9 protein-coding genes are annotated in these 14,074 nt (G+C 52.1%); 4 read left to right on the forward strand and 5 right to left on the reverse strand.

From position 1 onward, the window contains the following. Positions 1 to 137 precede the first annotated feature (137 nt). The 3 genes from ACIDF8_RS12780 to hemE all read left to right on the forward strand — a co-directional run bounded on the left by ACIDF8_RS12780 (position 138) and on the right by hemE (position 7,533). Positions 138 to 4,787: a glutamate synthase-related protein gene (locus ACIDF8_RS12780; RefSeq protein ID WP_412011049.1), complete on the forward strand. Its 4,650-nt coding sequence runs from the start codon at positions 138 to 140 to the stop codon at positions 4,785 to 4,787. Between the two features lie 88 nt (positions 4,788 to 4,875). After that, on the forward strand, positions 4,876 to 6,303 hold the full coding sequence (locus tag ACIDF8_RS12785; RefSeq protein WP_412010995.1) for a glutamate synthase subunit beta: 1,428 nt from the start codon (positions 4,876 to 4,878) through the stop codon (positions 6,301 to 6,303). 165 nt (positions 6,304 to 6,468) lie between these two features. Further along, entirely contained in the window at positions 6,469 to 7,533 is a 1,065-nt protein-coding gene (gene hemE, locus ACIDF8_RS12790; protein WP_412010996.1) for a uroporphyrinogen decarboxylase, read from the forward strand. A 45-nt stretch (positions 7,534 to 7,578) separates the two neighbouring features. Here hemE and ACIDF8_RS12795 read toward each other — a convergent pair whose 3' ends face one another. Together ACIDF8_RS12795 and ACIDF8_RS12800 are read right to left on the reverse strand one after the other, a co-directional pair. Continuing rightward, positions 7,579 to 9,144, reverse strand: coding sequence for a glycosyltransferase family 39 protein (locus ACIDF8_RS12795; RefSeq protein WP_412010997.1), 1,566 nt, complete (start codon positions 9,142 to 9,144; stop codon positions 7,579 to 7,581). A gap of 294 nt (positions 9,145 to 9,438) precedes the next feature. Next, positions 9,439 to 10,035, reverse strand: a complete 597-nt coding sequence (locus tag ACIDF8_RS12800; RefSeq protein ID WP_412010998.1) for a cytochrome b — start codon at positions 10,033 to 10,035, stop codon at positions 9,439 to 9,441. Positions 10,036 to 10,138: 103 nt separating this feature from the next. Here ACIDF8_RS12800 and ACIDF8_RS12805 point away from each other — a divergent pair, with 103 nt between their 5' ends. Continuing rightward, a complete protein-coding gene (locus tag ACIDF8_RS12805; protein WP_412010999.1) occupies positions 10,139 to 11,068 on the forward strand; it encodes a quinoprotein relay system zinc metallohydrolase 2 in 930 nt (309 codons plus the stop codon). A 7-nt stretch (positions 11,069 to 11,075) separates the two neighbouring features. Here the strand turns inward: ACIDF8_RS12805 and ACIDF8_RS12810 are convergent, their stop codons facing one another. From ACIDF8_RS12810 to ACIDF8_RS12820, 3 genes are read right to left on the reverse strand one after another with little or no spacing between them, the layout of a single operon-like run. After that, positions 11,076 to 11,867 carry an SDR family oxidoreductase gene (locus tag ACIDF8_RS12810; RefSeq protein ID WP_412011000.1) on the reverse strand — a complete coding sequence of 264 codons (792 nt, stop codon included), beginning with the start codon at positions 11,865 to 11,867 and terminating at the stop codon, positions 11,076 to 11,078. 12 nt (positions 11,868 to 11,879) lie between these two features. Continuing rightward, positions 11,880 to 12,578, reverse strand: coding sequence for a TenA family transcriptional regulator (locus ACIDF8_RS12815; RefSeq protein ID WP_412011001.1), 699 nt, complete (start codon positions 12,576 to 12,578; stop codon positions 11,880 to 11,882). Next, on the reverse strand, positions 12,575 to 14,071 hold the full coding sequence (locus tag ACIDF8_RS12820) for an AMP-binding protein (protein WP_412011002.1): 1,497 nt from the start codon (positions 14,069 to 14,071) through the stop codon (positions 12,575 to 12,577). The genes ACIDF8_RS12815 and ACIDF8_RS12820 overlap by 4 nt, the downstream gene beginning before the upstream one ends. Positions 14,072 to 14,074 lie beyond the last annotated feature (3 nt).

The following is a 14,074-nucleotide window of genomic DNA, read 5'->3' on the forward strand; positions in this document are numbered from 1 at the left end:
ATAAAATGCCTTTATCCGTTATTTAACGCAGGCTAAACAATTGAAATTGCTAAACTTTAACGGTATCATTGAAGGTTCCTCCAAATGTTTTGTAAGTGAAGAATCTGGCAATGGACATGCAGTCTGACAACAACCTGATGAGTGCTTCTCAAGATACCGCAACCGCCCGGGACGACCAGTTTGGTTTAGCTCCACAATCCCAGGGTTTATACGACAGACGCCACGAAAAAGATAGCTGTGGCGTGGGCTTTGTCGCCCATATTAAAGGCCAGAAAAGCCACGACATTGTCGCTAAAGGCCTGCAACTGCTGGACAACCTGACCCATCGCGGCGCAACCGGTTACGACCCTAAACTGGGTGACGGCGCAGGCTTGCTGATGCAAATGCCAGACACCTTTATGCGCGAAGAGGCTGCCAAACTGGGCATGACCTTGCCAGCCGCCGGACAATATGCCGTCGGCCAGGCGTTTTTGCCACAGAATGCTGACAACCGCGCGCAATGCGAGGCCATCTTTGCAAAAATTATTGCTGAAGAAAACCAAACCTTGCTGGGCTGGCGTGATGTGCCGGTAGACAACAGCAACATCGCCGACGCTGCCCGCGCCGTAGAGCCTGTAATGCGCCAGGTGTTAATCGCCAGCACCGTAGCTGACAACAAAATATTTGAACGCAAATGCTTTGTGATCCGCAAACGGATTGAGCACGCGATTCGTGCGCTCAACCTGCAAGACAAAGCGCAGTTCTACATGCCTTCCTTCTCTTCGCGCACCATCGTCTACAAAGGCATGCTGCTGGCTAATGAAGTGGGCGTGTACTACAAAGACTTGAGAGATGAGCGCGTGATTTCAGCGCTTGCCCTGGTGCACCAACGTTTCTCTACCAACACCTTCCCGGCCTGGGATCTGGCCCACCCTTTCCGCATGATTGCGCACAACGGTGAAATCAACACCGTTCAAGGCAACGTCAACTGGATGGCGGCGCGCCACGAAACCATGAAGTCCGCAGTATTGGGCGAAGACCTGGAAAAGCTGTGGCCATTGATTGCTGAAGGCCAGTCTGACTCTGCCTGTTTTGACAACTGCCTGGAGTTGCTGGTAGCTGGTGGCTACAGCTTGCCACACGCCATGATGATGCTGATCCCAGAAGCTTGGGCCGGCAACCCATTGATGGACGAAGACCGCCGTGCATTCTACGAGTACCATGCAGCGCTGATGGAGCCATGGGATGGTCCGGCTGCGGTCGCGTTTACCGATGGCAAAATGATTGGTGCAACGCTGGACCGTAATGGCTTGCGTCCAGCCCGCTACCTGGTGACCGAAGATGACATCGTCATGATGGCGTCTGAAATGGGCGTGATCACCTTCCCACAAGAAAAAATCGTTAAAAAATGGCGCTTGCAGCCAGGCAAAATGTTGCTGATCGACATGGAGCAAGGCCGCATTATTGATGATGAAGAAGTCAAAACCGAGTTGGCTCAAGCCAAGCCATACCGCCAGTGGATTGAACAAACCCGCTTCCATTTAACAGACCTGCCTAGCGTAGGTGCTGGCGAAGTTAGCCTGAACGCTGATTTACTGGATACCCAACAAGCCTTTGGTTACTCACAGGAAGATTTGAAGTTTGTTTTGCAGCCTATGCTGGACAACGGCGAAGAAGGCTCAGGCTCTATGGGTAACGATGCCGCCTTGCCAGTGTTGTCCAATAAAGCCAAGACACTATACAACTACTTCAAGCAGCTGTTTGCACAAGTGACCAACCCACCAATTGACCCGATCCGGGAAGAGCTGGTGATGTCTTTGGTGACCTTTATTGGCCCTAAACCTAACCTGCTGGCAGTGGATGAAACCAATCCGCCATTGCGTTTGGAAAGCAGCCAACCAGTATTAAGCCTGGACGGCCTGGAAAAACTCAAACAAATTGAATCACTGACCAAAGGCCAGTTCAAGTCCATCGTGCTTGACCTGACCTATGATGCAGCCCAAGGCAAAGCGGGCATGAAACAGGCGCTGGATGTGTTGCATGACCAGGCCGAAAAAGCCGTGCATGATGGTTATAACGTGTTGATTTTGTCTGACCGCAGCGTGTCTGCCACCCGCATCGCCATTCCAGCGTTGCTGGCCTGTTCTGCCACCCATGAATTCCTGGTCAAAGCCGGTTTGCGCACCAGCACAGGCCTGGTGATTGATACCGGCTCAGCGCGTGAAGTACACCACTTCGCCTTATTGGCAGGGTATGGTGCTGAAGCCGTCTGCCCATGGTTGGTGTATGAAACAATGAAGACCATGACCAGCGACGTTGAAAAAGCGGGTAAGAACTTCGTCAAAGCGATTGGCAAGGGCTTGTACAAAGTCATGTCCAAAATGGGCATCTCTACTTACCAGTCCTACTGCGGCGCACAGATTTTTGAAGCCATCGGCCTCAATAGCCAGTTTGTGAATGATTACTTTACCGGCACCGTCAGCCAGATTGAAGGCATCGGTCTGGAGCAGGTGGCTGAGGAAACCGTACGCATGCACATGCAAGCGTTTGGCAATGATCCGGTGCTTTCTAACGCGCTTGAAGCCGGTGGTGAATACGCCTTCCGTGTACGCGGTGAAGAGCACTTGTGGACACCGATGTCGATCAGCAAATTGCAGAATGCAACACGGACCGGCAAATATGAAACCTACAAAGAGTATGCAGCGCTGATTAACGATCAGACGCGCCGTCATATGACTTTGCGTGGCCTGTTTGAAATCAAACCGGCTGGAGCAGCCATCCCATTGGACCAAGTTGAATCCGCCAAGGAAATCGTTAAACGCTTTGCAACTGGCGCGATGTCTTTAGGCTCTATTTCAACCGAAGCGCATGCCTCGCTGGCAATTGCCATGAACCGTATTGGCGGTAAGTCCAACACGGGTGAAGGGGGTGAAGACGTTAAACGTTTCATTCCATTGCAAACAGAATCCAGCCTGGCCAAAGTCCTAGGTAGCGAACTGATTGAAGCGGATGTGCCCTTACAAGCAGGCGACTCCTTGCGTTCACGCATCAAACAGGTGGCGTCTGGCCGTTTTGGCGTGACTGCAGAATACCTGAGCAGCGCTGACCAGATCCAGATCAAAATGGCGCAAGGTGCCAAGCCTGGTGAAGGCGGTCAACTGCCTGGCCATAAAGTATCGCCCTATATTGCGAAACTGCGTTTCTCAGTGCCGGGGGTAGGTTTGATCTCACCACCGCCACACCACGACATCTACTCCATTGAGGATTTGGCACAGCTGATTCATGACCTGAAAAACGCTAATCCAAAAGCGTCTATTTCGGTCAAACTGGTGTCAGAAACCGGCATCGGTACAGTCGCTGCTGGCGTAGCCAAGGCCAAATCAGATCACATCGTGGTCGCTGGTCATGATGGTGGTACCGGTGCCTCACCGATTTCATCCATCAAGCACGCAGGGACGCCTTGGGAACTTGGCCTGGCTGAAACCCAGCAAACACTGGTTCTAAACCAGTTGCGTGGCCGCGTGGTCTTGCAAGTTGATGGCCAGATGAAGACTGGCCGTGACGTGCTGATTGGCGCCCTGCTCGGTGCGGACGAATTTGGCTTTGCCACCGCACCACTGGTGGTCGAAGGCTGTATCATGATGCGTAAGTGCCACTTGAACACTTGCCCGGTCGGCGTTGCGACACAAGATCCTGAGCTACGTAAGAAATTTACCGGCCAGCCTGAGCATGTGGTGAACTACTTCTTCTTTGTCGCTGAAGAAGTACGTGAGCTGATGGCCAGCATGGGCATTGCCAAGTTTGACGACCTGATCGGCCGTGCCGATTTGCTGGACATGAAAGCCGGTATCGAGCATTGGAAGATCAATGGTCTCGACTTTAGCAAAGTGTTCCACCTGCCAGAGATGCCAGCCAGTGTTGCCCGCAAAAACAATGACGTGCAAGATCACGGCATTGCCAAAGCACTGGATAACCAATTGATCGCATTGGCTAAACCGGCGCTGGAAAAAGGCGAAAAAGTCACGCTTGAGTTACCGATTGTGAACACTAACCGTACGGCAGGCACCATGCTGTCACACGAAGTGGCGAGCCGTTATGGCAATGCCGGACTGCCTGATGGCACCATCCACGTGAAATTCACCGGTACCTCCGGCCAGAGCTTTGCGGCATTCCTGGCCAAGGGTATTACTTTTGAACTGACTGGCGAAGGCAACGACTACGTGGGCAAAGGCCTGTGTGGTGGTCAGATCATTATCAAACCACCGGCAACATTCCGTGGCTTGTCCTATGAAAACATTATCGTCGGCAACACCGTGATGTATGGTGCGACGACAGGCCGCAGCTTCTTGAGCGGCGTAGCCGGTGAGCGCTTCTGCGTGCGTAACTCAGGCGCAACTGCAGTGGTTGAAGGCGTGGGTAACCATGGCTGCGAGTACATGACGGGTGGCACAGTGGTTGTGCTGGGCCAGACCGGCCAGAACTTTGCAGCGGGCATGAGCGGTGGCATTGCCTATGTCTATGACATTGACGGCCAGTTTGCCAAACGCTGTAACATGAGCATGGTATCGCTGGAAAAAGTCGAAGCCGCTGAAGCGGATCTTGGCAAGGCACAACATTTGGGCCAGCCAGACGAAGTGATTCTAAAAGGCTTGATCGAGCAACACCTGGCATTAACAGGTAGCCCTCGAGCAAAAGAGTTGTTGGCCGATTGGTCTGCCGCTCGCGCAAAATTTGTCAAAGTATTCCCTAATGAATACAAGCGCGTACTGACCGAAATGACTGCAGCCTCTGCCAAGCAAGCCGCATAATCGTTTTTGTTAATTGAATGCCCCGCGTATTTGGCGGGGCTGTTTAAAGTTGCGTCTATCACGAGCAACTGGGAAGAGATGATTTCACATGGGTAAAGTCACAGGTTTTATGGAATTTGACCGCCTGGCAGAAGAAAACCTGCCGGTTCAGGACCGCGTCAAAAACTACAAAGAGTTCGTCCTGCATTTGACAGACGACCAAGCCAAACAGCAAGGGGCACGTTGCATGGATTGCGGCATTCCTTTCTGTACCACTGGCTGTCCAATCAACAACATCATTCCAGACTGGAACGATCTGGTGTATCACCAGGACTGGCGCAGCGCCATCGATGTGTTGCATTCCACCAACAACTTCCCTGACTTTACTGGCCGTATCTGCCCGGCACCGTGTGAAGCGGCATGTACGCTCAACATTAATAACGATGCGGTCGGCATTAAGTCTATCGAGCACGCCATCATCGACAAGGCTTGGGAAAACGGTTGGGTCACCCCGCAAATCAACCCGAACAAAACAGGCAAAACCATTGCAATTGTCGGTTCCGGCCCAGCAGGCCTGGCAGCTGCACAACAATTGGCACGCGCTGGTCATGCGGTGACTGTATTTGAGAAAAATGACCGTATTGGTGGCTTGCTACGTTATGGCATCCCCGACTTCAAACTGGATAAAGCCAACATTGACCGTCGCATCGCCCAGATGGAAGCCGAAGGCGTGACCTTCAAGGTGAACCAGAACGTGGGTGAAAACGTCAGCGCTGCAGATCTGGAACGTGATTTTGATGCTGTCATCCTGGCCGGTGGCGCCGAGTTACCGCGTGACCTGCCTGTGCCAGGCCGTGAACTGGATGGTGTCCATTTCGCCATGGACTTTTTGACGCCCAATAACAAAATGGTGGCGGGTGATACCGTGCCTGGCCAGATTAAAGCAACTGGTAAGCATGTCGTGGTCATTGGCGGCGGCGATACCGGCTCCGACTGCGTAGGCACCTCTAACCGCCACGGTGCGGCCAGCATCACCCAGTTTGAATTGATGCCGCAACCACCTGAGAAAGAAAACAAATCACTGGTCTGGCCAAACTGGCCGCTCAAAATGCGCACCTCCAGTTCACATGAAGAAGGCGCAGCCCGCGACTGGTCGATTACCACCAAAGAATTTATTGGTGAAAACGGCAAACTGACTGCACTAAAGGGTGCTCGCGTCGAATGGAAAGACGGCAAAATGGTTGAAGTCCCAGGCTCTGAATTCACCATTCCAGCCGATTTGGTATTCTTGGCCATGGGCTTTGTTTCGCCTGTGCAAAAAGTGCTGGATGCCTTTGGCGTGGAAAAAGACAACCGCGGTAATGCCAAGGCAACCACCGATGGAGAAGGCTGCTACAAAACCAGCAAGGCTAAAGTGTTTGCCGCCGGGGATATCCGCCGTGGCCAATCGCTGGTAGTGTGGGCCATCCGTGAAGGCCGTCAGTGTGCACGCGAAGTGGATGCGTTCCTGATGGGCAGCTCAGACTTGCCACGCTAAGCTCAGAGACCATACACTGAGAAACGCCGATGGTTTTCATCGGCGTTTTTATTTGTGGTATCGCAAAAAAACCGCATTCTTTCAAGTGAAACAGTGGCCCGCCCTTTATAATCATGCTTTTACAAGTTGCTTACCTGAGCACTTAGGTAACAGAAACCAGAACAAATGACCACTCTGCAAAACGACACCTTCCTGCGCGCCCTGTTGCGCCAACCCACAGAATACACCCCGGTATGGATGATGCGTCAGGCAGGCCGCTATCTGCCTGAATACCGCGAAAGCCGCAAAAACGCAGGCAGCTTTATGCAACTGTGCCAAAGCCCAGCCTTTGCGACCGAAGTGACCCTGCAACCGCTGGACCGCTATCCACAACTGGATGCTGCCATCTTGTTCAGTGACATCCTCACGGTCCCGGATGCCATGGGCTTGGGCTTGTATTTTGAAGAAGGCGAAGGGCCTAAGTTTGAACGCACTTTGCAAGCGGAAGCCGATATTCTGAAGCTGGAAATCCCAGACATGGCCAAACTGCAATATGTGTTTGATGCCGTCAGCAGCATCCGCAAAGCGCTCAATGGTCGGGTGCCCTTGATTGGTTTTTCAGGTAGCCCATGGACATTGGCCACGTATATGGTGGAAGGCAAAGGTGGCACTGACTTCCTGAATACAAAAAAAATGGGGTATGCCAGACCAGAGCTACTGCACCGTATTCTGGATATCACCGCACAAACCGTGACTCAATACCTGAATGCGCAAATTGCCGCGGGTGCCCAAGCCGTCATGATTTTCGACTCCTGGGGCGGTGCATTATCGCACCAAGGCTATCAGGAGTTTTCACTGCAATACATGCAGAAAATTGTCGCGGGCCTCACTAAAACAGCAGAAGGCAAGCCAGTGCCCAGCATCGTGTTTACCAAAGGCGGCGGCTTGTGGCTAGAGTCTCAGGCGGCCATCGGTGCCGATGCACTTGGATTAGACTGGAGCGTTGATCTCGGCCAGGCACGGGCACGGGTCGGTGACAAAGTGGCGCTGCAAGGCAATATGGATCCGGCGATATTGTTGAGTTCTCCTGCCGCCATTGAAAAAGAAGTGGGGCAGATTCTCGCAAGCTACAGCCATGGTCATGGCCACATCTTTAACCTGGGACATGGCATTACGCAATGGACGCCTCCCGAGCATGCTGCCTGTATGCTGGAAACGCTGCGCAAGCTGAGCCCGCAGTATCACGTCTAACCGTGGTTAGTCACCTGGTCATCGCTCACCCAAGATGACCACGCGCTAGAGCGGGGTCTGGCGATGGCAAAACTGTGCAATCTGCGCTGGACTTAATCGCCACAAATAGTGGTCACGCACCGTCGCTACTGGTGCAATGCCAGCAAGCATCGGGTAATGCGCGGTATTGCCTGGGTCACCGGCGACCCAGGCTGCCTGCTCAGGCGCCAGCTGGCAAAGATGTTGCGACAGCATACTAGGCGTTAACAAGGTGTTGGCTGCGGCTTGCGGATCAAAATGCTTGGCCTCAATCAATTCTTTTTCCCAGCTATCATCCAACACTTCATGCTCTGCTGCGCGCCAGTCAGTTACCATCCAACCAGGATGCGCTAAGCGCAGATAAAACATCAGGTCAAACTGGTATTTATTAAGCAGAATCAATTGATCCTGTTGGCTTGCCAAAGGTTGCGCTTTGGTTGCCAACAGGAAAGAGGCTGTCTTATGCGCGTGTTGAATCACCATCCCCATGGCAATTACGCAGCTCAGCCCCGCCGCCACAAAGGTGATCCACAAGCACTTGGGGAAGTAGTGTTGCCATGCTTGCCGCATGCCCATCGCCGTCAAGGCAGCCATCGCGGGCATAACAGGCATGATGTAACCCAGCGGTTTAGACACCGGAATGGAAAAAAATAACAGGATCAACACCAGCCAACACAGCATCAACCAAGCGATATCCGTCTGACGTCTGCTCCAGCTTTGCATTGTAGACTTGCGCAATGTGAGCAACCACACAGAAGCAGGCAAGCAGAGCGCAAATAACACTGGCAAATAAAACCAGAACGGCTCTTGGTTATTAAAATTTGACCCAGCAAACCGCTGAAAGTGATGATGAATAAAAAAGTACTCCAGAAACCCCTTAAACTGCCATTCCATGCTTAAGAACCACGGACTCGCCAGCAGCAAAAACAAACCCAATGCAGGCCACCAGAAAAAGTACCTGATATACCTTAGGCGCCGGGTCACTAACATCCAGCCACTCACGACCAGCACCGGCAATACAATGCCGATCAAACCCTTTGCCATCACGCCGCCCGCTGCAAACACCATGGCCAGCAGTAGATATCGATAGCCAGACTGACCTTGTTCTAAACTCCAAACAAACTCTGCCGCCAGCATGATGGTGAATGTCATGATGCTGGCAACCAGCATATCCAGATTGGCAAACTGGGCACTGGCAAAAAAGAAAGGTTGCGTCACCAATGTGGCAAAAGCCAGCACAGCGGTTTTCTTATCCAGATGCCGCGCCATAAACCAATACAGCGCAATGACCATGAACAAGGCTGCCAGCAAGGGTGCCAGCCGGCTCGTAAGCAGTGAAGGGCCAAATAACTTAAAGCTGGTCGCTGTGATCCAGTAAAACAAGGGGGGCTTGTGAAAGTAAGGTAACCCGTCAAGGTGGGGAACTGCCCAATCGCCAGAGGTCAACATCTCCCAGGCAATGCCGACATAACGGCCTTCGTCCGGCAAAGTCAGCGGCCGGCAAACGGCGGCCACCCCTAACCATAGTATCGTCACGGCTAACCAGAGACCGTGACTAAAATGTAGCCTTTGTTTTTCATTGAGTTGCAACATGCTATCCGTTTTTATTGATTACTGACTGGATGGCGGATAAGACGCTTTCACGCTGGTAGCGGAAGCCCCTTTATTCCCGACATCCAGTACTTGATAGCAAAGCACGTACCTATAACACAACCATTTAAAATCAATGGCTTAAATAAAACCTTAATAAATTTTGTGCATTTTTTGCAGATAAATTATTTATCAAGCCAGGAGGTATGCACCTTTTGCAGTAAGGTGCATACCCTTAGGTGAAAAGGCAAATAAAAAAGCCTGCTCTCGCAGGCTTTTAACGCAGACAAAATCGTTTTATTTGAGGGACATACGAGACATGGTCTCGTCTTTATCTTTCCATTTATGTTTGAGCGCACCCAACACATGCACAATAAATGCCGCCAGCATCAGATTGGCAAATAGCTCGTGAGATTCTTTAAACGTATCACGCAAATCGGCATTATCCAGACCGCCAAAAACTTCCAAGCCAAACCACTTCAAGCCGAATTTGCTGTAAAGCGTCATCAGCACACCACTCAATGGGATCAAGACCATCAACAAATACAAAATGTGATGCACTGCGGTCGCTAATTTACGCTCCAGCGCTGAATAGCTGGCCAACATGGCAGGCGGGGTGTGCATCACACGCCAGTAGACGCGGAAAATCACTAACCACAGCAATGTGAAGCCAATGGACTTATGCAAATTGAAATACAGGTTTCTGGCGCTCACAGGCTCGTCCATCTGCCAAGTAAAGAGGCCGAGATCAAATACGTCAAAAGCTGTTTGCTTGGGACCGTCTTTTGGCAACTCGCCCATGTACCAGCCCAATGCAAACATGGCAATAATCACCAGTGCGATCAGCCAATGCAAAATAATCGCCACCTTGGTATAACGCTGGGTTGAACTCATTGAATCTCCTTTGTTGTTAGATGTTACCAGCCTGTGACAGCGGTCACTTTGACTGCCTCCATGAATTGTTTATGATGCATGAATCATTCATGGGTGAGCCGTCATGTTATCAAAAATCAACCGCTTTGGTGTGCGTCTTGCATACGTATTTGTAACGCTGTGTAGCCAAGCCTGGGCCGAAGACTTTGAGTTTAAACAGGTCGCGGATGGCATCTACGTGCACCATGGCAAGCATCTCGATATTGATGAAGGCTATCAGGGCGACATCTGCAACCTCGGCGTCATTATCGGTCACGATGCGGTTGCTGTGATTGACAGTGGTGGCAGTAAACATACCGGCGAGCAACTACTCGCCGCCATTCGCCGCATCAGCCCCCTGCCCATCCGTTATGTCATTAACACCCATGTTCATCCTGACCATACCTATGGCAACGCCGCGTTTCAAAATGGCAGCACCCACTTTGTGGGGCACGAAAAATTAGCGACCAATATGCTGCTGCGTAAGGAACAATATGAAAAGCTAAACGCACGGTTACTCGGGGCAGATGGCGCCGCGAGTGCCACGATCATCCCGGATACCCTGGTGCATGCCGAGCAAACCCTAGACCTCGGCAATCGTGTATTGCAGCTACAAGCACGCAAAGTGGCGCATACGCATACCGACCTGACTATCCTGGACACACAAACTAATACTTTGTTTGCCGGTGACCTGCTGTTCGCACAACGCACACCCGTCGTAGAAGGCGACCTCAAAGGCTTGATTGCTGTGCTTGAACAGATCAGCCAGCAACACTATCAGCTTATTATCCCTGGTCATGGGCTGGAGAGCACTGACCAAAAAACCATCATCGGTAACGAGTTACGCTACCTCAATTTGTTATTGAGTGATATCAGGAACAACATTAAAAAAGGCATCAGCATGGAGCAAACCATGGACACCGCCGCCGCCTCTGAACATGACAACTGGGTCTTGTTCGACATCGCCAACCGACGTAATGTCAATGTGGTTTACCCGCAGCTAGAGTGGGAGTAAGCCTGCGCTACAAAAACCGTTTCGCCAGGCGTGCTTGTTGCTTCAAGCCCAGATTCACCAACTTGGGGGCAACGCCATTGAGCCAGGCGAAGAAGCTTTGTGGTTGCCCGATAAAGAGTTCTTGCTGGTCTTTGAGTAGCGCCTGGATGATTTTATCCGCCACGAATTGTGGCTCATCTACCGCCTGGCCGGACGCTTGCCACATGGCATTGGTACGGTCGTCATTCATGGGGGTGGCGATGGCGCGGGGGGCGATATAGGTGACACCGATCTTGCTATCAATAAGCTCTCGGCGCAAGGCCTGACTAAAACCATGGATAGCAAATTTGCTGGCACAGTAGGTGGCAAAATGCGGAAAACCCAGTGAACCAAAAATAGAGCCCACAAATGCCAGATGGCCATGGCCACGCTGGTTAAAATAGGTCACAAACTCGCGGCTCAATACCAACGTAGAGGTGACATTGGTATGAATCATGTTATCAATGCTCACCTCGGCTTGTTTTGCAAACTCGGTAAACTCAATGATGCCCGCATTATTTATCAGCAAATCCACATGACCCATCTCGCGCAAGGACTGGGTTAAGAGCTGGCTGGCCATATTGGGCTGCGCAAGATCGGCAACCATAATGTGCGACTTGCCCCCCTGGCTGGTGATTCTTTTTTGCACAGCATGCAGCTTGACCGGATCACGACCAACGAGCCCGATCACCGCGCCTCTGGCGCTCAATGCCAGGGCTAATACCGAGCCCAAACCTCCGGTTGCGCCGGTCAATACCACGTGTAAATTACGCAATTCCATGGCTGATCGCTCCTAAGCCGCCTGTTGTAGTGTGTCATTGAGTGCCGCTTGTGCCGCGACATAATTAAAGATGTCGCCATACAAGCGGTAAAACCGTTTAGCCGCGTGGATAATCGCTTGCTGGTCTTCTGTTTTAGTCACCTGGTTCATCAGGCTCTCGTAGAAGCTCACATGGCTAATGTCCAGTGATCCGTGAGAAAACAGGTAACTGAAAGCTTTTTTGGGCAGTTGCAGGGCCTGCATGATTTTTTCACCGGCTTGGGTGGCAACCGCGGTGCTGGTGCCTTCCAGCACGAGTACCATGCCGAAAAAACCCAGTGGGTTCACGCGGTTGATCATGTCATACGCATAAGCCACCATGACCTCGGTGGCATGGCAGGCGGCATGCGCTTCACTGGTGCTGTGGCGCACAGCCTCTTTATCGCCACCACAGGCCTCAATATCATTTAGCACCCATTCCTGGTGCCCCATCTCTTCTTCGATATATTCACCAATCGCGGTCCGCAACCACTCATATTCGCCGCTCAAACGGCCGCCGCAGGCCATCAGTAACGGCGTAGTATGTTTGACATGATGATACGCTTGCGTCAGAAAAGCACGATAGGTTTCCAGGGTGATATTGCCCTGTGCTCCTTGTACGATCAAGGGCAAAGTCATTAAGGCGTTGCGCTCCTGCTCTGTAGCGCTCAATAATTGCTGATAAAAACTCATGCTGATATTCCTTCGTAAATAGCGTTGATTTCTGCCGCATAAGCGGCAGCAATCACATCGCGTTTTAAACGGCCATTGGCTGTCAGTTGTCCGTTTTGTGGGGTAAAAGGCTGCCTGACGACAATCACATCGCCGACTTGCGCATAATCAGGCAAACCCTGATTTGCGCGTGCAATGCCTTGCAGCACTTGCGCCTGGCTGACCTGCGGTGCAGGAAATACCACTGCCACGTTATACGGCCTCGCTTCTCCAAACACGCAAACCTGTAACAATCCGGCCTGGTGCATTAATGTACTTTCGACCCATTCGGGCGAGACATTGCGCCCAAATGAAGTAATAAATAGATTTTTTTTGCGGCCTGAGAGTATCCAGCGGCCTTCAGCATCCTGATAGGCCAAATCGCCCGTGGGCAAATAGCCTTCGGCATCTAACGCTGGCTCAGAAATCGTCCCATCCGCCGCCATATAGCCTGCATAAATGGCCCCTTTGACCCACAACTCGCCTTGGCTATCCACACGCAATTGCACATGGGGCAAGGGCTGGCCAATGCTGCCAGGCTGGTTGGCATCAGGGATATTCAGCGTCACCACAGATGCACACTCAGATAAGCCATAGCCCTCGTATACTGGCAATCCAAGTGCATGCGCTTGTAACAGCAATTCCGCCGCCACCTTGGCGCCGCCCACCGCGACAAATCGCAACTGCGCAAGGGCGGGCTGACCAGCTTGCAGGCAAGCCACTAAAGCCCGTAATAGCTCTGGAATTAAAATAGCGGTCGTCGCTTGGCTGGCTTGCAATCCACAATAAAGCTTAAGGATATCAAACTGGCTACCAGTAAAGCCAACAGCCTCGCAACGATAGACTACAACAGTGGTGCCCGCAATCAGGCTGGCATAGACCCCTGCCACATTCTCCAACAAGGTCGCCAGGGGCAACACGCAAAAATGGCAGTCATCGTGGCCTGGCTGCACCATGGCCCGAATTGAACTGGCAACTTGCCACATCTGTTGCTCGCCCAGGCAAACGCCTTTGGGTGCACCTGTCGTGCCAGAGGTATAGGTGATTTTGGCCACAGGCGTAGCCCTGTCACTCGCCTGCACCCGCAGTACGGTGACCGTTTTCCCTGCCACCTGCCATGCTGCAACCGTCTCGGCCTGCGAGAACAATGCGGTCCAGCTGGTGGGGAGATCGGTCAGAATCAGACTCACAGCCGCATTTTGAACAGCATGTTGTTTTTGCGTAGCAGAGAAAAAGGCTGGGATTGGCACATTGGTCCAACCCGCCGCCAATATGGCCAAATCCAACAGAATCCAGGCCGGGCTATTATCGAGCGCCAGGGCGACACTGGCTTGGGCTGTGACCGCAGTCAATGCCGAGGACCAACGGGTGATTTCGCTCGCCAACTCCGCATAGCTCAATTGTGTCTGCTCGCCCTGCAAGGCGATACGCTCTGGCACTTGCAAAGCCTGCGATTTAATTTCGTTCAGGATCATGAC

The sequence above is a fragment of the Methylophilus sp. 3sh_L genome (assembly GCF_046766015.1).
In the GTDB taxonomy this organism is placed as follows: domain Bacteria; phylum Pseudomonadota; class Gammaproteobacteria; order Burkholderiales; family Methylophilaceae; genus Methylophilus.

Bases quoted from the DNA above. Each gene is read 5' to 3' on its own strand.
- ACIDF8_RS12810 (WP_412011000.1), bottom strand. From the start codon at position 11,867: ATGGAATTGCGTAATTTACACGTGGTATTGACCGGCGCAACCGGAGGT.
- hemE (WP_412010996.1), top strand. From the start codon at position 6,469: ATGACCACTCTGCAAAACGACACCTTCCTGCGCGCCCTGTTGCGCCAA.
- ACIDF8_RS12800 (WP_412010998.1), bottom strand. From the start codon at position 10,035: ATGAGTTCAACCCAGCGTTATACCAAGGTGGCGATTATTTTGCATTGG.
- ACIDF8_RS12805 (WP_412010999.1), top strand. From the start codon at position 10,139: ATGTTATCAAAAATCAACCGCTTTGGTGTGCGTCTTGCATACGTATTT.
- ACIDF8_RS12795 (WP_412010997.1), bottom strand. From the start codon at position 9,144: ATGTTGCAACTCAATGAAAAACAAAGGCTACATTTTAGTCACGGTCTC.
- ACIDF8_RS12785 (WP_412010995.1), top strand. From the start codon at position 4,876: ATGGGTAAAGTCACAGGTTTTATGGAATTTGACCGCCTGGCAGAAGAA.
- ACIDF8_RS12815 (WP_412011001.1), bottom strand. From the start codon at position 12,578: ATGAGTTTTTATCAGCAATTATTGAGCGCTACAGAGCAGGAGCGCAAC.
- ACIDF8_RS12780 (WP_412011049.1), top strand. From the start codon at position 138: ATGAGTGCTTCTCAAGATACCGCAACCGCCCGGGACGACCAGTTTGGT.
- ACIDF8_RS12820 (WP_412011002.1), bottom strand. From the start codon at position 14,071: ATGATCCTGAACGAAATTAAATCGCAGGCTTTGCAAGTGCCAGAGCGT.